This is a genomic window from Cellulosimicrobium arenosum, assembly GCF_014837295.1.
In the GTDB taxonomy this organism is placed as follows: Bacteria; Actinomycetota; Actinomycetes; order Actinomycetales; family Cellulomonadaceae; genus Cellulosimicrobium; species Cellulosimicrobium arenosum.
Window position 1 is genome coordinate 1 of record NZ_JACYHB010000002.1, and the last position, 18,402, is coordinate 18,402.

Genomic DNA, 18,402 nt, shown 5'->3' on the forward strand with positions numbered 1-18,402 from the left:
AGCACGTCGCCCAGCAACTCAACGGACGACCACGCAAAACGCTCGGCTGGAAGACTCCAGCCGAGCGTCTGCGTGATCTACTGACGACCGTCTAGGCCATCAGGTGTTGCGAGGACCCCGAGAATCCGCCCTCTGCGGTGCGGGGGCGTCGTCCTGCCGGGCGCTCGGGAGCGAGCGCGTGCTCGGCGCGTGCTCAGCTCGATGCGGCGTCGGCCTCGGCGATCTGCTGGCGCACGTCGTCCATGTCGAGCTCCTTGACGGCGTCGACAACCTTCGCGAGCTGCGGCGCGGGCAGCGCGCCGGGCTGGGAGAACACGAGCACACCCTCGCGGAACGCCATCAGCGTCGGGATCGACGTGATGTTCGCCGCGGCGGCGAGACCGCGCTCGGCCTCGGTGTCGATCTTGCCGTGCACCACGTCGGGGTGCTCGTCCGACGACGCCTCGAACACCGGGGCGAACATCTTGCACGGGCCGCACCAGTCGGCCCAGAAGTCGACGAGGACGATGTCGTTGTCCTTGATGGTCTGCTCGAACGTGGACTCGGTGAGCTGCTGGGTGGCCATGCGAGGTCCTCCTGTGACACGTGACGGCGGGGTGCTGCGGGAGGCGACGCGCGCTCCCTCGGCGGTACTCCTTGGTACAGCACGACGACGGCCGCCGCTATTCCCGCGCGTCGAGCGCCTAGGCTTGGCGGTCGTGACGACGTCGCCCGGCTCAGCGCCCGAGAACGCAGACACGCCTGCCCGGAGCGGTGCCGGCCAGAGGGGCCCCCGGCCCGCGCGGCTCACGCCGCGCACGATCGCGGGCTATGCGACCGGCTCCGTCGGGACCGGCGGCTTCGCCACGCTCCCGGGCCTGGTCCTGCTCGTCTACCTGACCGACGCTCTCGCGGTGCCCGCCGCCGTCGCAGGTCTCATCGTCACGGGGGCCAAGGTCTGGGACGTCCTGATCGACCCGTTCATCGGGTACGCCTCCGACCGGGACGAGGCGAGGACGGGCTCGCGACGCCGCCTCATGATGATCGGCGCGCTCGCGCTGCCCGTGCTGTTCGCGCTGACCTTCGCCGTGCCGGCTGCGGCCGGCCCGACGGCCGCGGGGATCTGGGTCCTGGTCGCGTTCCTGCTCTCCGCCACCGCGTTCAGCCTGTTCCAGGTCCCCTACATCGCTCTCCCGGCCGAGATCGCGCCGACGTACGACGACCGCACCCGTCTCCTCGCGTGGCGCGTCGCGGCGCTCGCGCTGGCGATCCTGCTGTTCGGCGCCGGCGGGCCGGCTCTGCGCGGAGACGGAGACACGCTCGCGGGCTACCTGCGGATGGGCGTGGTGGCCGGGATCGTGATCGGCGTGGGACTGCTCGTCGCGACCCGGGTGGCGCCCCGGCGCTCGCCGCTCCCCCTCCCGCCGGACGACGACGTGCACGCCGCCTCCGCGTGGCTCGCGGCGGCCCGCGAGGCGGTCGGCACCCTGCGACGCTCGAGACCGTTCCGGATGCTGCTCGCCACGTTCTTGCTCCAGGCCCTGGCGACCGGTCTCATGCTCGCCGGTGCCGCGTACGTCGCGCCCTACGTGCTCGGCGACCCGGGCGCCGTGAGCCTCCTCTTCGCCGCGCTCGTCGCCCCGGCCCTGCTGTGCATGCCGCTGTGGACACGACTCGCGCGCCGCGGCAAGGACCGCGCGTTCGTCGTCGCGTCCGTGCTGTTCGCGGCCGCGACGCTGTCCATGACAGGGCTCGTGTGGGCGCCCGGTGCCTGGGTGTACGCGCCGACCGCGATCGCCGGCGTCGCCTACGCGGGCATGCAGGCGCTGCCGCTCGCGATGCTGCCCGACGTCATCGAGCACGACGCCGCGACGCACGGCGCGGGGCGCGGCGGTGCGTTCGGCGGCGTGTGGACGGCGGGCGAGACCACGGGGATGGCTCTCGGCGCCGCGCTGCTGTCGGGGGTCCTCGCGCTGACGGGCTACGTGTCGACGACGGCCGGCACCCAGGTGGACCAGCCCACGGAGGCGGTCGCGGGCATCGCCGTCGCCTTCTCCCTGCTGCCGGCGGCGCTGGTGGCCGTCAGCCTCGTCCCGCTGCTGCGGTACCGTCTGCGCAGGGAGGACCTCGGCAGAGGCGGCCTCGACGGGGGGCGACGACCACACGACGACGGAGCCCGAGCGTGACGACACCAGAGACCACCCCGACGCCTGACACCGCACCGGCCACGGACGCCGGCACCGGTGCCGCCCCGGACGACGTACCCGTCCGCACGGACGGCATCCTCGAACGTCTGGCAGCGCTGCGCGCCGCCGACGCACCGACGCACGGCGGCCACGTGCTGTCCTACGTCTACGACCCCGGTCTCGCCGAGGTCGACGAGCTCGCCGCCGCGGCGATGCGCGCCGTCCAGCCCGTGAACGGGCTCGACCCCACCACCTTCACCTCCGTCGCGGTCATGGAGCGCGAGCTGGTGGGGTTCGCCCGCGCCGTGCTGCACGGGCCGACCGACGGACCGGACGTCGTCGTCGGCTCCGTCACGTCCGGGGGGACGGAGAGCTGCCTGCTCGCGGTCAAGGCCGCGCGCGACGCTTTCCGCGCGCGTCACGGCGACCGTCCCGGGGTACGTCCGCGCGTCGTCGTCGCCGCGAGCGCGCACGCGGCGTTCCGCAAGGCGGCCCAGTATCTCGACGTCACGCTCACGACGCTGCCGGTCGACCCGGCGTCCGGCCTGCCCGACGCCGCCGCGTACGTCGCCGAGCTCGACCGAAGGTCCGTCGACGGCGGGCGGGACGTCGCGCTCGTCGTCGTGTCGGCTCCGTCGTACCCGCACGGCGTGGTGGACCCGGTGGCGGAGGTCGCCGCCGCGGCGCACGAGCGCGGCGTCGACGTGCACGTCGACGCGTGCGTCGGCGGGTGGGTCCTGCCGTTCTGGGGCGCTGCGGGCGGCGGCCAGGTCCCGCCCTTCGACTTCGCCGTCCCGGGCGTGACGAGCATCTCCGCGGACGTGCACAAGTACGGGTACGCGCCGAAGGGCACGTCGGTCCTGCTCGTGCGCGGCCGCGACCGTCAGCGCCGGCAGTTCTTCGCGACGACGGCCTGGCCCGGCTACCCCGTGGTCAACGCCGGGATGTCCGGCTCCCGGCCGGCGGGACCGCTGGCGGCGGCATGGGCGGTGAGCCAGGCTCTCGGCACGGAGGGCTACACCGCGCTCACCGCGCGCTGCGTGCGCGCCACCCGCGCCCTGCACGCCGCGGTGGGGCAGCTCGACGGTCTGCGCGTCGTCGGCTCCCCCACCGGACCGCTGATCGCCGTCGCGACCGACGAGTCGGTGCCCGCGGAGCGCCGCGTCGACCCGCACGTGTGGGCCGACGCCGCGCGCGCCCGCGGCTGGGTGCTGCAACCCCAGCCAGGCCTGACCCAGGGCGACGGCACCCGTCTGCCGCACACGACGCACCTGACCGTCACGCCGGTGACGGAGGCGACCCTCGACGACCTCGTGCCCGCCCTGGCAGCGAGCGCGGACGAGGTGCGTGGCGTCGGCCGGCCCGACACCTCGGGAGTCCTCGCCGCGCTCGGCGCCGTGTCCCCGGCACCGGCCGCTGCCGGCGGCCCGGCCCTGGCCGCGCCCACGTCCGACGAGATGTGGGCCGCGCTGCTCACCGCGCTCGACACGGACGGCGGGTCGCCGCGCCGCGGGACGGGTGCGGTGCTGCCGGACCGCCTCGCACCGCTCATGGCGGTGATGGAGAGCCTGCCGGGTCCGGTCGCCGAGCGGCTGCTCGTCGAGATCCTCGCGCGGGTCGCGGAACCGCTCGACGACGCCGCGCCCGGTGCCTGAACTCGCCACGACGGCGCGCCCGGGGTAGAACGATCACGTGACGGACACCGCTGACTTCCCGCCCGACGACTTCTCCCGGGAGAACCCGAGTCCGGCCGGCTGGCTCTCCGCCGAGGAGATCGCGGCCGCCCGTGCACAGCTCCCCCTCGTCTACGTCGACGCGATCCCCGTGCGCGTCGACGACTCCGGGGACGTGGTCGCCGTCGGGCTGCTGCTGCGCGTGACGCCCGAGGGCATGATGAACCGCGCTCTCGTCTCGGGCCGGGTGATGTTCCACGAACGCATCCGCGACGCCCTGCTGCGCCACATCGAGAAGGACCTCGGGCCGGTCGCCCTGCCGCAGGTGCCGGCGTCACCGCAGCCGTTCACCGTGGCCGAGTACTTCCCGACCCCGGGCATCACGGCGTACCACGACCCCCGCCAGCACGCGGTGTCGCTCGCGTACGTGGTGCCGGTCAACGGGGACTGCCGTCCGCAGCAGAACGCCCTCGAGCTCGCGTGGCTCACGCCCGAGCAGGCGTGCAGCGACGAGGTGCAGCTCGAGATGCGGGGCGGGCAGGGTGTCCTGCTGCGGCAGGCGATGGCCTTCGTGGGCCGCCTGCCCTGAGTGAGGCTCAGGCGTCGAGCCGCAGCTCGGGCCAGTCGGCGAGGTCCTCGCGCGTGCGGCGGTCGTGCGTGGCGACGACGACCGCCGCGGGGGTGACCCGCAGCGCCTGCGTCAGCTCGTCGACGAGGTCGATCGACAGGTGGTTGGTCGGCTCGTCGAGCAGGAGCAGGTGCGGCGCGGCGAGCAGCGCGCGGGCGAGGTCGAACCGGCGGCGCTGCCCGGCGGACAGCTCGCGCAGCGGCCGCTCCAGGTCGTCCTCGGTGAGCAGCCCGAGGAACGCGACGGGCACGAGGTGCTGCGGGTCGAGGCGTCCCGCGTCCAGCAGGCCGAGCGCCTCGCGCGCGTACTCCTCGAACCCGGTGCGGTCCCGTGCCTCGCGCCCGAGGTCCGGGCCTTCCTGCCCGACGACGCCGAGCCGGGCGCCGTCGGCCAGGGACCGGTGACCGCGGGCGAGCGGCACGGTGCCCGCGAGCGCCGCGAGGAACGTCGACTTGCCGCTCCCGTTGGCCCCTGTGACCAGCAACCGGCCCGACGGCGGGAGCGCGAACCTCGTGCCCGGCAGGTCGAGCCGGGCCGCGGCCCCAGGGCCGCCGTCGACGCGCGGGCTGCGCACCTCGACGACCGGGGCGGAGGGATCCCAGCCGGGCGACATCGCGGGCAGCTCGGGGAACCTGAGCTGCAACGGCGGGACGGGCACCTCGACCGCGTCGGCCTCGAGCTTCTGGATCTGCCGGTCGGCGGCCTTGACGTGGATGCGGGCGCGCGTCGCCCGGCGGTGCTTCTGGCTCCCCTTGGGCGGACGCCACTCGTCGGACAGGCCCTCGTAGGACGCGTCGAGCACCTCGGCCAGCTTGTCCGCGCGCTTGCGCTCGGCCCGGTAGCGCTGCCGCCAGCGGTGCAGCGCCTGGTTCTTCGCGAACCGGTACGCGAGGTAGCCGGGCTGGCCGTACAGGACGGGGCGACCGTCCATCGAGGGGTCGAGGTCGAGGATCTCGGTGGCGACGTCGTCGAGCAGCTGGCGGTCGTGCGTGACCATCACCACACCGCCGCGCCACGCGACGAGCTCACCGGTGAGGAAGTCGATACCGCTCGCGTCGAGGTGGTTGGTCGGCTCGTCGAGCAGCAGCAGGTCGGCGCGCTCCGCGAGCCGGCACGCGAGACGCACCCGGAAACGCTCGCCGACCGAGAGCGTCGCGAGCTCGCGGTCGCGGTCGCGGCACGCGCCGAGCCGGGACAGCGCGACGTCGACGCGACGGTCGGCGTCCCAGACCGCGAGGTGCTCGGCGCGCGCGAGGATCTCCGTCAGCGTCTCGAGGTCACCGGACTCGTGGTCGAAGTCCCGCGCCGCGGCATCGAGCTCGGTCGCGACGGCGCGGAGCCCGGTGAGCGTGGTGGCGACGAGGTCGCCCACCGTCTGGCCAGGAGCGACGTGCAGCTCCTGCTCGACGACGGCGAGCTCGCCCGCACGCCGCACGTCGCCCCGGCTCGGCGTGAGGTCGCCCGCGAGGACGTGCAGCAGCGTCGACTTGCCCGTGCCGTTCTCCCCCACCACGCCCAACCGGGTGCCGGACGCGACGCGCACGCTGACGCCGTCGAGGACGGGGCGCCCCGGGTAGGCGAAGGCGAGCTCGTCGGCGGCAAGGTGCACGCCCCAACCCTATTCGCCGCACACCACCCCACCCGCACCCCGCGAGATCGACCCGTACGTCGCGAGGTCGACCCCCCGGGGGTCGCCCGCGCGCCGTACGGGTCGCTCTCGGGGCGGGGGGACGGGCGTGTCATGGGTAGCTTCCGGGGTGTGCGCGTCCTGCTCGCCGTGGTGGCCGACGTCGCGTGCGTGCTCGCGCTGGCCGCCGGCGGTCTGGCGTCCCACTCGCCGGGCGAGGGCGCGGTCCGCCTGCTGGTCGTCGCGTGGCCGTTCGCCACGGGGGCGCTCGTCGGGTGGCTCGTCACGCGTGCCTGGCGCCGTCCGTGGCAGGTCTGGCCGACCGGGGTCGTCGTCTGGGCCTGCGCCTGGGCGCTCGGGGTCGTGCTGCGCGTGCTCACGGACCAGGGCGTCGCGCCCGCGTTCCAGATCGTGTCCTTCGGGTTCCTGGGCGTGACGATGCTCGGCTGGCGCGGCGTCGTCGCGCTCGTCGCGGTGCTCCGCCCGGCCGACCGTCGGCGCCGCACGGCCGAGCTGGCCGGCCGACGCCCGCCGACGCCGTAGCCCGGTCCCTGCGGGCGGGCTGCGCCCCTACCTCGGCGCGAGCGCGGCGACGATCGACGGCGCCAGCGCGCGGAACGCGGTGCCGCGGTGGCTGATCGCGTTCTTCTGTTCGGGCGAGAGCTCTGCTGCGGAACGGCGCGGCTCCGAGCGGCCGTCCCCTGCCGCGGCCGGCTGGTCGTCCGGCTCGAGGATCGGGTCGTAGCCGAACCCGTTCTCACCGCGCGGGGCGGTGAGCAGCGTCCCGCGCATCTCCCCCGTGCGCACGACCTCGGTCCCGTCGGGCGTGACGAGAGCCGCCGCGCACACGAACCCCGCGGCCCGGTGCCCGACGGGCACGTCGGCGAGCTGGGCGAGCAGGAGCTCGAGGTTGGCCACGTCGTCGCCGTGGCGCCCGGACCACCGCGCGCTGAAGATCCCCGGCGCCCCGCCGAGCACGTCCACGGCCAGCCCCGAGTCGTCCGCGACCGCGGGCAGACCCGTCGCCGCGACGAGCGCGCGGGCCTTGATGAGCGCGTTCTCGGCGAACGTCACGCCGTCCTCGACGGGCTCCACCGCTCCGACGTCTCCCGCACCGACGATCGCGTCGGGAGCGAGGTCCAGACCGGGGTGCAGGTCGAGCTCGGCGGCCAGGATCGCGCGCAGCTCCGCGATCTTGCCCCGGTTGTGCGTCGCGAGGACCAGCCGTGCACCGTCGGGCACGACGAGGCTCACGCGTCCGCCTCCAGCGCGGCTCGCTGGATCGCGGTGAGATCGGCGGCACCGGCGACCGCGAGGTCGAGGAGCGCGTCGAGCTCGGCGCGGTCGAACGGGGCGTGCTCGGCGGTGCCCTGGACCTCCACGAACGTCCCGGATCCCGTCACGACGACGTTCATGTCCGTCTCTGCACGGACGTCCTCGACGTAGGGGAGGTCGAGCATCGGCGTGCCGTCGATGATCCCGACGCTCACCGCCGCGACGGAGTCGGTGAGCACGGGCCTGCCGCCGCTCTTGACGTGCCCCTGCCGCTGGCCCCATGCGACGGCGTCGGCGAGCGCGACGTACGCGCCGGTGATCGCGGCGGTGCGCGTGCCGCCGTCGGCCTGCAGGACGTCGCAGTCGAGGACGATGGTGTTCTCCCCGAGCGCGGACACGTCGATGATCGCGCGCAGCGAGCGCCCGATGAGCCGGGAGATCTCGTGCGTGCGGCCACCGATCTTGCCCTTGACGGACTCACGCTGGTTGCGCTCGTTGGTCGCCCGCGGGAGCATCGCGTACTCGGCGGTGACCCAGCCCTCTCCCGAGCCCTTGCGCCAGCGCGGCACGCCCTCGGTGAACGACGCGACGCACAGCACGCGCGTGCTGCCGAACTCGACGAGGACGCTGCCCTCGCCGGCGTCGAGCCAGCTGCGTGTGATCGTCACGGGCCGGAGCTGGTCAGGCGTCCGCCCGTCGGCGCGCTGGGCGGACGGTGCGGCGGCCGCACCGGAAGGGTTCGAAACAGGGGTGGTCATGGCGACCACCCTACCGACCGGTCGCGGCCGGGCCCGGAGCCGGCCGGGGCCCAGCGGCGACAGGCTCAGAGGTCGACCATGCCGCCCGGGGTGGCGACCTCGACCGGCCCCGCGTAGGTCCCGCGGGCCTCGGCGAGCGCCCGGCCGGGGTCGTTCCACGCGGGCAGGTGGGTCAGGACGAGCCGCCGCGCACCCGCCGCCGTCGCGACCTCACCCGCGCGGCGCCCGGTGAGGTGGATGCCCCGCTCGACGCCGTCGTCGCGCCCCTCGTGGAACGCGGCCTCGGAGAGCAGCAGGTCGGCGTCGCGCGCGAGGTCGACCACGCCGTCGCACGCGTCCGTGTCCCCCGTGTAGGCGAGCACCACCTGCTCCCCGGGCCGCACGCTGGACGGGCCGGTCACGCGCACGCCGTACGCCTCGACGGGGTGGAACACGCGGTACGGCTCGAGCGTCAGCGGCCCTATCCGGACCGGGACGCCCGGCTCCCACGTCCGCACGTCGAGCTCACCGCCCAGACCCTCGCCGGGCTCCGCACCGTACGCGGCGTCGATCCGTCGCCCGGTGGCGGACGGACCGAGGACCGGCAGCCGCGACGGCACCCCGGTGCGCACGGACCCCCGTTCGGGGTGGTAGCGCAGGTACACGTACAGCCCGCAGACGTCGACGAAGTGGTCGGGGTGCAGGTGGGACAGCGCGACGGCGTCGAGGTCCAGCGGGTCCAGGTGGTGCTGGAGCGCACCCAGCGCACCGTTGCCGAGATCCAGCACGACGTTCCAGTCGCGGGCCTCGTGCCCCGCCGCCGCGGCGACGGCGGCCGGCACCTGCACGAGGTACGACGACGCGGGCGACGTCGGGCCCGCGAACGACCCCGAGCACCCCACCGTGACCAGACGCATCAGGCTGCCTCCACGCGCAGCACCTCGGGACCCAGGAACCGGCGCGCGAGGTGGTCGAACGGCTCGGCGCTGCCCGTCGCGAGGAACCGGTGCTCTGGTGCGCCCGCGTCGCGAGAGCGCTCGAGGTCGTGCGCGACGAGCGTGCGGTACACGTCCTTCGCGGTCTCCTCCGCACTCGAGACGAGCGTGACCTCCTCGCCCATGACGTAGGAGATCGCGCCCGTGAGCAACGGGTAGTGGGTGCAGCCCAGGACGAGCGTGTCCACGCCCGCGGCACGTACCGGGTCGAGGTAGGAGTGGGCGACCGTCAGCACCTCGGGGCCCGAGGTCTCTCCGCTCTCGACGAGGCGCACGAAGTCCGGGCAGGCCTGGGACGTGAGGGTGAGACCCGGCGTGACGGCGAGGGCGTCGTCGTACGCGCGCGACATCACGGTGGCCCGCGTCCCGATGACACCGATCCGCCCGGACCGGGTCGCGGCGACCGCCCGTCGCGCGGCGGGCAGGATCACCTCGACGACGGGCAGGCCGTGGCGCTGGGTGTACCGCTCGCGCGCGTCGCGCAGCACAGCGGCCGACGCCGAGTTGCACGCGATGACGAGCATCTTCACGCCGTCGTCCACGAGCTGGTCCATGATCGCGAGCGCCATCGCCCGCACGGCCGCGAGCGGCTTGGGCCCGTACGGGCCGTTGGCGGTGTCCCCGATGTAGAGCAGGGACTCGTTCGGAAGCTGGTCGATGATCGAACGGGCCACGGTGAGCCCGCCGACCCCGGAGTCGAAGATCCCGATGGGCGCGTCGTTCACGCGCCCGAGCCTAGTGCGGACGGCGCCCGACGACCGCCTGTCCGCGCCGGGCGCGGCTGTGGCGACGCACACAGGATCCGTCGGACGACGCCGGGACGCGCCGGCTCACTCCCCCGGGGTGACGCCGCCCGACCGCAGGTCGGTCAGCATCTCCTCCACGAGCGACTCCTGGAGGAGCCCCGTCAGCAGGAAGACGCTCACGAGGAAACGGCGAGGTCCCGCGTCGTCGTCCGGCACGTCCTGCGCGGCGAGCTCGTCGTACAGGTCTTCCACCTGCTCGTCGGTCTCCAGCTCGAGCCGCTGGGCCAGCACCAGCCGCACGTCGGTCAACGCGGCCGCGACCCGCTGCGCGACGTCGCGCGCGACGACGAACGGAGCGGCCGTCGCGGGCTCGCCGTCGACGAGCATCTGTGCGAGCAGGACGAGGCGGCCCACCTTCTCGTCCGCCAGCTCGGCCTGGGTGAAGCGGCGGAACTCGGCCGCCACGCCGGCATCGGTGGACGCGTCGGGCAGCAGACGCCGTACGGCCGGGTCCCGCGGGGCGGGCGTCGCGGCGTCCGGCGCAGGACCGTTCCAGCCGGGAGGTACCCACGCGGTGTCCGCGTCGTCGAGGTCCCCGACGGGTCCACCGTCCCGTCCGCGCCCCGCGCCGCCCTGGTCCTGCAGCATCTGCGCGACGTCGCCGGCGAGCTGGGCGAGGACGATGCGCTCGGACGGCTCGAGCTCGGCGACGTACCCCAGCGGTCCCGCGCCGAACGGCGTCATCGGTCCTCGCTCCGCTGCAGCGTCGCCCACAACCCGTAGGAGTGCATCGCCTGCACGTCGACCTCCATCCGTTCGCGGTCGCCGCTGGACACCACCGCCCGCCCGTCGCGGTGCACCTGCAGCATGAGCTCGTGGGCGCGCGCCTGCGGGTGGCCGAAGTACGACTCGAACACGTAGGAGACGTAGCTCATGAGGTTGACCGGGTCGTTCCACACGAGCGTCACCCACGGGTCGGCGGTGTCCGTCGACCCGTCGGTGCGGGTGGCCTCGACCGGGACCGTCGAGGCGACGACCGCGCGCACGTCACTCAGGGCATTCACGCAGTCCACTGTAAGCGGCGGACCACGCGCGCCCGCGACCCGGGCTCACCCGGCCCGGCGCACGTCGTGACGGTGCACACTGCCCTACCGTGGTGCCATGGATCCCGCCGACCAGGGCACAGCCGCCCTCGCCGCTCTCGCCGCCGGTCCCGGTGACCGGGCCGTGGGCCCAGCCCTCCCGCCGGCACGCCTCGCCCCCTACGTACCGAGCGCGTCCCCGGCGCTGCTGACCGACCGCTACGAGCTCACGATGCTGCAGGCAGCGCTCTCCGACGGGACCGCCGAGCGCCACTGCGTCTTCGAGGTGTTCACGCGTCGCCTGCCTCCTGGTCGGCGCTACGGCGTCCTCGCGGGGACCGGACGTGTCCTGGAGGCGCTGCCGACGTTCCGCTTCCGCACGCGAGAGCTGGACTGGTTGCGCGCGCACTCGGTGGTGGACGAGCGCACGCTCGACTACCTCGCCGACTACCGGTTCACGGGATCCATCACCGGGTTCGCGGAGGGTGAGGTCTTCTTCCCGCAGTCGCCCGTCATGGTCGTCGAGGGGACGTTCGCCGAGGCCGTGCTGCTCGAGACCCTCGTGCTGTCGATCCTCAACTACGACTCCGCGGTCGCGTCGGCGGCCTCGCGCATGACGAGCGCCGCCGTCGACCGCCCCTGTCTGGAGATGGGCGCGCGGCGCGCCAACGAGCAGGCCGCGGTCGCCGCGGCGCGGGCCGCGGTCGTCGGGGGGTTCGCGGGGACGTCCAACCTCGAGGCCGGGCTCCGCTACGGGCTGGACACCATCGGGACGGCCGCGCACGCGTTCACCCTGCTGCACGACGACGAGGAGTCGGCCTTCGCGTCGCAGGTCGCCACCCACGGGGTCGGCACCACGCTGCTCGTCGACACCTACGACGTGCACCGCGGTGTCGAACGCGCGGTCCGGGCCGCGGGCACCGGGCTCGGTGCCGTCCGGCTCGACTCCGGCGATCTCGGCGCGCTCGCCGTCGACGTGCGCCGCCAGCTCGACTCCCTGGGCGCGACGGACACGAAGATCGTCGTCACGTCCGACCTCGACGAGTACGCGATCGCGTCGCTCGCCGCGGCGCCCGTCGACACGTACGGCGTCGGGACACGGGTCGTCACGGGTTCGGGTGCGCCGACGTGCGGCATGGTCTACAAGCTCGTCGCACGCGCCGACTCCACCGGGATGCTGAAGCCCGTGGCGAAGGCCTCGACGGCGAAGACGAGCCGGGGAGGGCTGAAGGCCGCAGCGCGGCGGTTCGGCGACGACGGCCGCGCGGTCGAGGAGATCGTCCTGACGGGGCGCGACCTCGCGGTGCGCGACTGGGACCCCGAGTCGGAGGACGGCGACGTCCGGCCGCTGCACGTACCGCTCGTCGTGGACGGCGCGGTCGACTCGCGCTGGGTCGGGTCGTACGGCGTGCAGAACGCCGTCGACCGGCACCACGAGGCGAGGGCCGAGCTGCCGCGCGGTGCACGTCGCCTGTCCGAGGGCGAGCCCGCGATCCCGACCGTGGTGCGCGACGTCGGCTGACCGCTAGCGCTTGCCGACGAACCACCCGCGCACGAGCGCGACCCGCGAGTCGAGCTGCTCGACCGTCGCGAGCGGCACCTCGGGCCCCCCGCAACGCCGCCGCAGCTCGTTGTGCACGGAGCCGTGCGGCTGACCGCTGCGGCGCGCCCACGCCGAGACGAGCTGCTGGAGCTCCTTGCGCAGCTCCGCGGCGCGGCGGTGCTCGAGCTCGGAGCGCTCCCGCGCCGCGGCCGCCGCGCCCGCCGACGTCCTCGACCGGGCGCTGAGCTGGTCGGCCTGGCGCTGGCGCAGGAGCGTGGTGACCTGGTCGGCGTCGAGCAGCCCGGGGAGGCCGAGGAAGTCGAGCTCCTCGTCCGACCCGACGTCCGCGCCCGTGCCGAACTCGCCGCCGTCGAACAGCACGCGGTCGAACGAGGCCTGCGCCTCGAGCGCCTCGAAGGTGCCCTGCGCGAGGTCGTCGGACGCCTTGTCGGCGCGGTTGGCCGCTGCCACGAGCGCGGCCTCGGGGTCGAACATCTCCCCCTGCTCCTCCGCGGTGAGCGGCCGGTCGAGCGCGTGGTCGCGCTCGATCTCGAGTCCGTTCGCGAGCTCGAGCAGGTGCGGGACGCTCGGGAGGAACACCGACGCCGTCTCGCCGCGACGGCGCGCCCGCACGAAGCGACCGACGGCCTGGGCGAAGAAGAGCGGCGTCGCGGTCGACGTAGCGTAGACCCCGACGGCCAGCCGCGGGACGTCCACCCCCTCGGAGACCATGCGGACGGCGACCATCCAGCGGCCGTCGCCGTCGGCGAACTCCTCGATGCGACCGCTCGCGCCCTCGTCGTCGGACAGGACCACGGTCGGGGACCTTCCGGTGAGCCGCGCGAGGTGTCCCGCGTACGCGCGCGCGTCCGTCTGGTCGGTCGCGATCACCAGGCCGCCCGCGTCGGGGACGGCACGGCGCACCTCGCTGAGCCGCTTGTCCGCGGCGGCGAGAACGGACGGGATCCACTCGCCGTTCGGCTCGAGCGCCGTCCGCCACGCCTGACCCGTCAGGTCCTTCGTCAGGGCCTCGCCGAGTCGCGCGCTGACCTCGTCGCCGGCGCGGGTGCGCCAGCGCATCTGGCCGGAGTAGGACAGGAAGATCACGGGCCGCACGACGTGGTCGCGCAGCGCCTCCCCGTACCCGTAGGTGTAGTCGGCGCGCGAGCGGCGGATGCCGTCCATGCCCCGCTCGTACTCGACGAACGGGATCGCGGCGGTGTCGGAGCGGAACGGCGTCCCCGTGAGCGCGAGCCGACGGGTCGCGTCCTCGAACGCCTCGCGGACGGCCTCGCCCCACGACAGCGCGTCGCCGCCGTGGTGCACCTCGTCGAGGATCACGAGGGTACGGTCCGCCGTCGTGCGCGCCGCGTGCAGCGCGGGCTTGGCCGCGACCTGGGCGTACGTGAGCGCGACCCCGTCGTAGTGCGCGCCGTGACGTCCCTGGTTGTTGCGGAAGTTGGGGTCGATGCGGATGCCGACGCGCGCCGCCGCGTCGGCCCACTGGTGCTTGAGGTGCTCGGTGGGCGCGACGACCGTCACACGACGCACCGTCCCGGCCTCGAGCAGCTCGGTCGCGACCCGCAGCGCGAAGGTCGTCTTGCCCGCACCCGGCGTCGCCACGGCGAGGAAGTCGCGGGGCGCGCGCGAACGGTAGGAGTCGAGGGCCTCGGCCTGCCACGCCCGCAGCTTCGAGGCCGCGCCCCACGGCGCTCGCCGCGGGAAGGCCGGCGACAGGTGCGACGCGGCCGACGACGACGGGCTCTGCGGCGTGGCGGACGGGGGCCGGTGCGTGGGCTGGGACGAGGAGGACGGTTGCGAGGAGGGAGCGGCGCTCACGACCCGGAGTCGCCCTCGCCGTCCTGCGGCTCCCGCAGACCGTCGTAGATCTCCTTGCACGTGGGGCACACGGGGAACTTGTTCGGGTCCCGGCCGGGCACCCACACCTTGCCGCACAGCGCGATCACGGGCTTGCCCGACATCGCCGACTGCATGATCTTCTCCTTGCGCACGTAGTGCGCAAAGCGTTCGTGGTCCCCGGGCTCCGTCTGCTCGCGGGTCTCCTCGCGTTCGAGGACGCCGGTCGAGGTGCCGGTCCGCGGGTCGGACGGCTGCGCCGACGGGTCGCGGTACGGGTCGTCCGGGCCGCCGGGGGGCGCGCTCGCGTTCAGCTCGGTCATGACGGCCATCCTACGTCGCACGGCCGGGCCCCGGGCGGGCCGTCGTCCGCGCGACGCGTCACAGACCTTGCCAGTCGGGCTTGGACGCGTACGTCTGGCGGTAGTACCCGGCGAGCTGCAGGCGCGAGGCCGCGGCGTCGTCGACGAGGACCGTCGCGTGCGGGTGCATCTGCATGATCGTCGCCGGCCACAGCGCGGAGACCGGACCCTCGACGAGCTGGTGCACGGCCTCGGCCTTGCCCTTGCCCGTCGCCAGCAGCACGAGGTGCCGCGCGGACATGATCGTCGCCAGGCCCTGCGTCAGGCAGTGGCGCGGCACCCGGTCGATGTCGTCGTCGAAGAACCGGGCGTTGTCCTCCCGGGTCTGCTGCGTCAGGGTCTTGATCCGCGTGCGTGAGGCCAGCGAGGAGCCCGGCTCGTTGAACGCGATGTGCCCGTCGGTGCCGATGCCCAGGAGCTGCAGGTCGACGCCTCCGGCCCCGACGATCGCGGCCTCGTACGCCGCGCAGGCCGCGGGCAGGTCGCCCGCGTTGCCGTCGGGTCCCTGGACCGCGTCCGGTGCGAAGTCGACCCGCGAGGCGATCTCGGTCTCGATCACGTTGCGGTACCGCTCGGGGTGGCCGGGGGCCAGGCCCACGTACTCGTCGAGCATGAACGCCCGGGCCCGGCCGAAGCCCAGCCCGTCCTCGACGTGCCGCCGGGCCAGCTCGTCGTACACCTTCAACGGGCTGGAGCCCGTCGCGAGCCCGAGCACCGAGTCCGGCTGCGAGCGCAGCAACGTCTCGATCGCGTCGGCGGCGATCCGTGCGAGCTGGTCACCGGGCGCGATGACGACTTCCATCAGGACACCTTTCGACGGCCGACGAGCGCCGCGCCGACGGCGGCGACGGGGACGTCGGCGGGGGCGAGCGACACACGGTCCGCGAGTCGCAGCGAGGACAGGAACGGCGAGGTGCGGGACTGCTGCTCGAGCGCTGCCCGGACAGCGACGAGCAGGGGCTCTCCGAGCGCGGAGACTCCACCGCCCAGCACGACGTGCTGCACGTCGAGCGTGAGCGCGAGGATCCGGACCGCGCTCGCGACGGCGGCGGCGAACTCCGCCTTGATCTCCACGGCACGCAGGTCGCCGGCGGCGGCGGCCTCGAAGAGCTCCGCCGGCGCGGGGCGCCCGTGCCGTGCCGGCCACCGCGCGCTCAGGGCCGAGCCGGAGGCGTACAGCTCGACGCACCCGCGCTGCCCGCACGCGCACACCGGTCCGCCGGGGTCGACGGGGATGTGACCGATCTCGCCGGCGGCACCGCTCGCGCCCCGTCTGAGCCGGCCGTCCAGCACGACGCCGGCGGCGAGGCCCGTGCCGAGCGCGAGGAAGGCAAGATCGGCATGACCGGCATGATCGGCACGACCGGCACGACCGGCACCGAGCAGGTGGGCGGCTCCCAGGGCAGCCACGTTGAGGTCGTTCTCCGTGGCGACGGGCAACCCGCCCAGCGCGCTGGAGAGCCGGTCGGCGAGCGGGAAGCGAGCCCCCTCGACGCCCAGGTTGACGGCATGGGTGACCGTGCCGTCGCGCGGGTCGACGAGTCCGGGCACGCCCAGCCCCACGCCGTCCAGGTCGGCAAGGGTCACGCCCGCGGCGGCGGCGACGTCGTGGACCGCCCGGGCCGCGCTGGCCACGACGCCGTCCGGTCCGCGCACGGTGGGCACCCGCAGGGACTCGACCACGTGCCCGTCGTCGTCCAGCAGGGCCGCGAGCACCTTGGTACCCCCGATGTCGAGTCCCGCCGTGAGCCCGGCGGGCAGGGCTGGGGTAGCCGTCATCGTCCGTGCGGTCGACGACGACGCGTTGAGCTCGCCCACGTCAGCCCTTCACCGCGCCCGAGACCAGGCCGCCGGTCATCCGGCCCTGCACCAGGAGGAAGAAGACGATCACGGGCAGGGCGATCAGGGTCGAGGCGGCCATGACCTCACCCCAGTCCACCCCCTTGCTCACGCTGGCGTTGAGGAACGAGCGCAGCCACAGCGGGAGCGTCTGCGACGCGTCCGAGGGCAGCGCGACCAGGGCGATCGTGAACTCGTTCCACGCCTGCAGGAACGCGTAGACGCCGGCCGCGACGAGGCCCGGTGCGAGCAGCGGGAACGTGATGCGCAGGAAGGCCTGGGTGCGGCTGAGACCGTCCACCATGCCCGCCTCCTCGAGCTCGGCCGGGATCCCGGCGACGAAGCCTCGCAGCATCCACACGGTGAACGGCACCACCGCGGCGGTGTAGAGGATCGTCACGCCGATCGCACGGTCGAGCAGGTGCGCGTCGGACAGCATCCGGTACTGGGCGATGAACATGCCCTCGGCAGGGAGCATCTGGATGAACAGCATCGCGATGACGAAGGACTTGCGCCCGCGGAAGCGGAAGCGGCTGATCGCGAGCGCCGCGAGCAGCGCGAACACGAGGACGAGCGCGACCGTCGAGAGCGTGACGACCAGGCTCATCCGGAGCGCCGCGAAGAACCCCGTGCCGTCGAGGACGTCGGCGTAGTTGTGCAGCGACCCGTTCGTCGGGAAGAAGTTGGGCTCGCGGGACTGCAGCCGCGCCTGGGGGAGCAACGAGGAGTTGACCATCCAGTACACGGGGAAGACCCAGACGACGGCGACGACGACGGCCACCGCGGAGAGCACGACCCGGGCGGGCCGGATCCGGCGCCGACGGGGGCCGGTGGGGCGCGGGGCCGTCGCGGCGACGGATCCCGGCACGACGGGGGCAGGTGCGGTGGTCATGCCTCGTCCTCCTTCAGGAGACTGCGGACGTACGGCCAGCTGAGCAGGACCGTCAGGAGCAGCACGAAGATCGAGACGGCGGAGGCGCCGGCGAAGTCCTGGCGCCCGAGGCCGAGCTCGTAGATGTAGTTGCCGAGCAGGTTCGTCTGATCGATCGGTGCGCCGGCGTCCTGCAGGATGCGGATCTGGGCGAACACCCGCAGGTCCCAGATGATCTGCAGGAGCAGCACGATGGAGATCACGGGCCGCACCATCGGCAGGATGATGCCCCAGAACCGCTGCCACGGTCCGGCGCCGTCGATCGCCGCGGCCTCGAGGACCTCGTCGGAGACCTGCGTCAGCGCGGCGAAGACCGACAGCGCGACGAACGGGACCGACATCCACACCACGACGAGGCTCGCGACGAGGAAGAACGTCATGGGCTGCGCGAGCCACGAGTATCCCTGGTACTGGTCGAGGCCGATCGCCACGAGCAGCCAGTTCACCACGCCGGAGCGCCAGTCGAAGAGCCACTTGAAGACCGTGACCGCCGCGACCATCGGCATCGCCCACGCGAGCAGGAGCGCGACCTGCAGGACGAGCCGCGGAACCCGGCCGACCGCGTTCATGAGCAGCGCGAGCGCGACCCCGATCCCGACCGTCAGTCCGGCGTTCACGAGGCAGAAGAGGAGGGAACGCACGACCACGGCCCACAGGCTCGGGTCCATGAAGAGGCGCGCGTAGTTGTCGAGACCGACGAACGTCGGGGGTGCCCCGAACTGCTGGGCGAGGCCGAACTCCTGCAGCGACGTGACGACCTGCCAGTAGACCGGGTAGCCCACCGCGACGAGGATGACCGCGACGGCCGGGACGAGCAGGGCGTAGGGCAGGCGGGGCCGACGACGGCGGCGCGGCGGCTGCTCGCGGCGCCGGTCCGGCGCGTCGGCCGCCGGGTCGGACGCCACCGTGGACGTGGCACTCATGGGTTCTCCTTCTCGCGCC

Annotated in this window: 19 protein-coding genes; 5 read left to right on the top strand and 14 right to left on the bottom strand. The window is 74.1% G+C overall.

Annotated elements, in window-relative coordinates:
* Positions 1–193 precede the first annotated feature (193 nt).
* Positions 194–565 carry a thioredoxin gene (gene trxA / locus IF651_RS02945; protein ID WP_191827614.1) on the bottom strand — a complete coding sequence of 124 codons (372 nt, stop codon included), beginning with the start codon at positions 563–565 and terminating at the stop codon, positions 194–196.
* Positions 566–698: 133 nt separating this feature from the next.
* Here trxA and IF651_RS02950 point away from each other — a divergent pair, with 133 nt between their 5' ends.
* From IF651_RS02950 to IF651_RS02960, 3 genes are read left to right on the top strand one after another with little or no spacing between them, the layout of a single operon-like run.
* Positions 699–2,165, top strand: a complete 1,467-nt coding sequence (locus IF651_RS02950) for an MFS transporter (protein ID WP_338403734.1) — start codon at positions 699–701, stop codon at positions 2,163–2,165.
* Positions 2,162–3,820, top strand: coding sequence for a pyridoxal phosphate-dependent decarboxylase family protein (locus IF651_RS02955; protein WP_338403735.1), 1,659 nt, complete (start codon positions 2,162–2,164; stop codon positions 3,818–3,820). The genes IF651_RS02950 and IF651_RS02955 overlap by 4 nt, the downstream gene beginning before the upstream one ends.
* 37 nt (positions 3,821–3,857) lie before the next feature.
* Positions 3,858–4,427, top strand: coding sequence for a DUF4916 domain-containing protein (locus tag IF651_RS02960; protein WP_191827616.1), 570 nt, complete (start codon positions 3,858–3,860; stop codon positions 4,425–4,427).
* Positions 4,428–4,434: 7 nt separating this feature from the next.
* Here the strand turns inward: IF651_RS02960 and IF651_RS02965 are convergent, their stop codons facing one another.
* The gene (locus IF651_RS02965) at positions 4,435–6,075 is read right to left on the bottom strand and encodes an ATP-binding cassette domain-containing protein (RefSeq protein WP_191827617.1); all 1,641 of its coding nucleotides are present in this window, start codon (positions 6,073–6,075) and stop codon (positions 4,435–4,437) included.
* 132 nt (positions 6,076–6,207) lie between these two features.
* Between IF651_RS02965 and IF651_RS02970 the strand changes: the two genes are divergently transcribed.
* The gene (locus IF651_RS02970; protein WP_191827618.1) at positions 6,208–6,636 is read left to right on the top strand and encodes a DUF3054 domain-containing protein; all 429 of its coding nucleotides are present in this window, start codon (positions 6,208–6,210) and stop codon (positions 6,634–6,636) included.
* 27 nt (positions 6,637–6,663) lie between these two features.
* On the opposite strand, the gene IF651_RS02975 is transcribed toward IF651_RS02970, so the two are convergent.
* The 6 genes from IF651_RS02975 to clpS all read right to left on the bottom strand — a co-directional run bounded on the left by IF651_RS02975 (position 6,664) and on the right by clpS (position 10,910).
* On the bottom strand, positions 6,664–7,347 hold the full coding sequence (locus tag IF651_RS02975; protein WP_191827619.1) for a non-canonical purine NTP pyrophosphatase: 684 nt from the start codon (positions 7,345–7,347) through the stop codon (positions 6,664–6,666).
* A complete protein-coding gene (rph, locus tag IF651_RS02980; RefSeq protein ID WP_191827620.1) occupies positions 7,344–8,126 on the bottom strand; it encodes a ribonuclease PH in 783 nt (260 codons plus the stop codon). Before rph ends, IF651_RS02975 begins: the two co-directional genes overlap by 4 nt.
* A 65-nt stretch (positions 8,127–8,191) precedes the next feature.
* Positions 8,192–9,022: an MBL fold metallo-hydrolase gene (locus IF651_RS02985; protein WP_191827621.1), complete on the bottom strand. Its 831-nt coding sequence runs from the start codon at positions 9,020–9,022 to the stop codon at positions 8,192–8,194.
* On the bottom strand, positions 9,022–9,825 hold the full coding sequence (gene murI / locus IF651_RS02990) for a glutamate racemase (RefSeq protein WP_191827622.1): 804 nt from the start codon (positions 9,823–9,825) through the stop codon (positions 9,022–9,024). Before murI ends, IF651_RS02985 begins: the two co-directional genes overlap by 1 nt.
* 105 nt (positions 9,826–9,930) lie before the next feature.
* Entirely contained in the window at positions 9,931–10,590 is a 660-nt protein-coding gene (locus tag IF651_RS02995; protein ID WP_191827623.1) for a DUF2017 family protein, read from the bottom strand.
* Positions 10,587–10,910: an ATP-dependent Clp protease adapter ClpS gene (gene clpS / locus IF651_RS03000; protein WP_191827624.1), complete on the bottom strand. Its 324-nt coding sequence runs from the start codon at positions 10,908–10,910 to the stop codon at positions 10,587–10,589. The genes IF651_RS02995 and clpS overlap by 4 nt, the downstream gene beginning before the upstream one ends.
* 250 nt (positions 10,911–11,160) lie before the next feature.
* Here clpS and IF651_RS03005 point away from each other — a divergent pair, with 250 nt between their 5' ends.
* Positions 11,161–12,450 carry a nicotinate phosphoribosyltransferase gene (locus tag IF651_RS03005; RefSeq protein ID WP_241744085.1) on the top strand — a complete coding sequence of 430 codons (1,290 nt, stop codon included), beginning with the start codon at positions 11,161–11,163 and terminating at the stop codon, positions 12,448–12,450.
* A 3-nt stretch (positions 12,451–12,453) separates the two neighbouring features.
* Here the strand turns inward: IF651_RS03005 and IF651_RS03010 are convergent, their stop codons facing one another.
* The 6 genes from IF651_RS03010 to IF651_RS03035 form a co-directional block, all read right to left on the bottom strand.
* Positions 12,454–14,208: a DEAD/DEAH box helicase gene (locus tag IF651_RS03010; RefSeq protein WP_194719856.1), complete on the bottom strand. Its 1,755-nt coding sequence runs from the start codon at positions 14,206–14,208 to the stop codon at positions 12,454–12,456.
* A gap of 98 nt (positions 14,209–14,306) precedes the next feature.
* Positions 14,307–14,651, bottom strand: a complete 345-nt coding sequence (locus IF651_RS03015; RefSeq protein WP_191827627.1) for a DUF3039 domain-containing protein — start codon at positions 14,649–14,651, stop codon at positions 14,307–14,309.
* Between the two features lie 58 nt (positions 14,652–14,709).
* Entirely contained in the window at positions 14,710–15,492 is a 783-nt protein-coding gene (gene nagB / locus IF651_RS03020) for a glucosamine-6-phosphate deaminase (RefSeq protein WP_191827628.1), read from the bottom strand.
* Positions 15,492–16,508: an ROK family protein gene (locus tag IF651_RS03025; RefSeq protein ID WP_338403736.1), complete on the bottom strand. Its 1,017-nt coding sequence runs from the start codon at positions 16,506–16,508 to the stop codon at positions 15,492–15,494. Before IF651_RS03025 ends, nagB begins: the two co-directional genes overlap by 1 nt.
* Before the next feature lies 1 nt (position 16,509).
* Positions 16,510–17,421, bottom strand: a complete 912-nt coding sequence (locus IF651_RS03030) for a carbohydrate ABC transporter permease (protein ID WP_191827629.1) — start codon at positions 17,419–17,421, stop codon at positions 16,510–16,512.
* Positions 17,418–18,383 carry a carbohydrate ABC transporter permease gene (locus IF651_RS03035; RefSeq protein WP_191827630.1) on the bottom strand — a complete coding sequence of 322 codons (966 nt, stop codon included), beginning with the start codon at positions 18,381–18,383 and terminating at the stop codon, positions 17,418–17,420. Before IF651_RS03035 ends, IF651_RS03030 begins: the two co-directional genes overlap by 4 nt.
* Between the last annotated feature and the right edge of the window lie 19 nt (positions 18,384–18,402).

Coding starts and splice junctions, on each gene's coding strand:
- trxA (WP_191827614.1), bottom strand. CDS start 565: ATGGCCACCCAGCAGCTCACCGAGTCCACGTTCGAGCAGACCATCAAG.
- IF651_RS02970 (WP_191827618.1), top strand. CDS start 6,208: ATGGGTAGCTTCCGGGGTGTGCGCGTCCTGCTCGCCGTGGTGGCCGAC.
- rph (WP_191827620.1), bottom strand. CDS start 8,126: ATGACCACCCCTGTTTCGAACCCTTCCGGTGCGGCCGCCGCACCGTCC.
- IF651_RS02985 (WP_191827621.1), bottom strand. CDS start 9,022: ATGCGTCTGGTCACGGTGGGGTGCTCGGGGTCGTTCGCGGGCCCGACG.
- IF651_RS02995 (WP_191827623.1), bottom strand. CDS start 10,590: ATGACGCCGTTCGGCGCGGGACCGCTGGGGTACGTCGCCGAGCTCGAG.
- IF651_RS03005 (WP_241744085.1), top strand. CDS start 11,161: ATGCTGCAGGCAGCGCTCTCCGACGGGACCGCCGAGCGCCACTGCGTC.
- IF651_RS03015 (WP_191827627.1), bottom strand. CDS start 14,651: ATGACCGAGCTGAACGCGAGCGCGCCCCCCGGCGGCCCGGACGACCCG.
- nagB (WP_191827628.1), bottom strand. CDS start 15,492: ATGGAAGTCGTCATCGCGCCCGGTGACCAGCTCGCACGGATCGCCGCC.
- IF651_RS03030 (WP_191827629.1), bottom strand. CDS start 17,421: ATGACCACCGCACCTGCCCCCGTCGTGCCGGGATCCGTCGCCGCGACG.
- IF651_RS03035 (WP_191827630.1), bottom strand. CDS start 18,383: ATGAGTGCCACGTCCACGGTGGCGTCCGACCCGGCGGCCGACGCGCCG.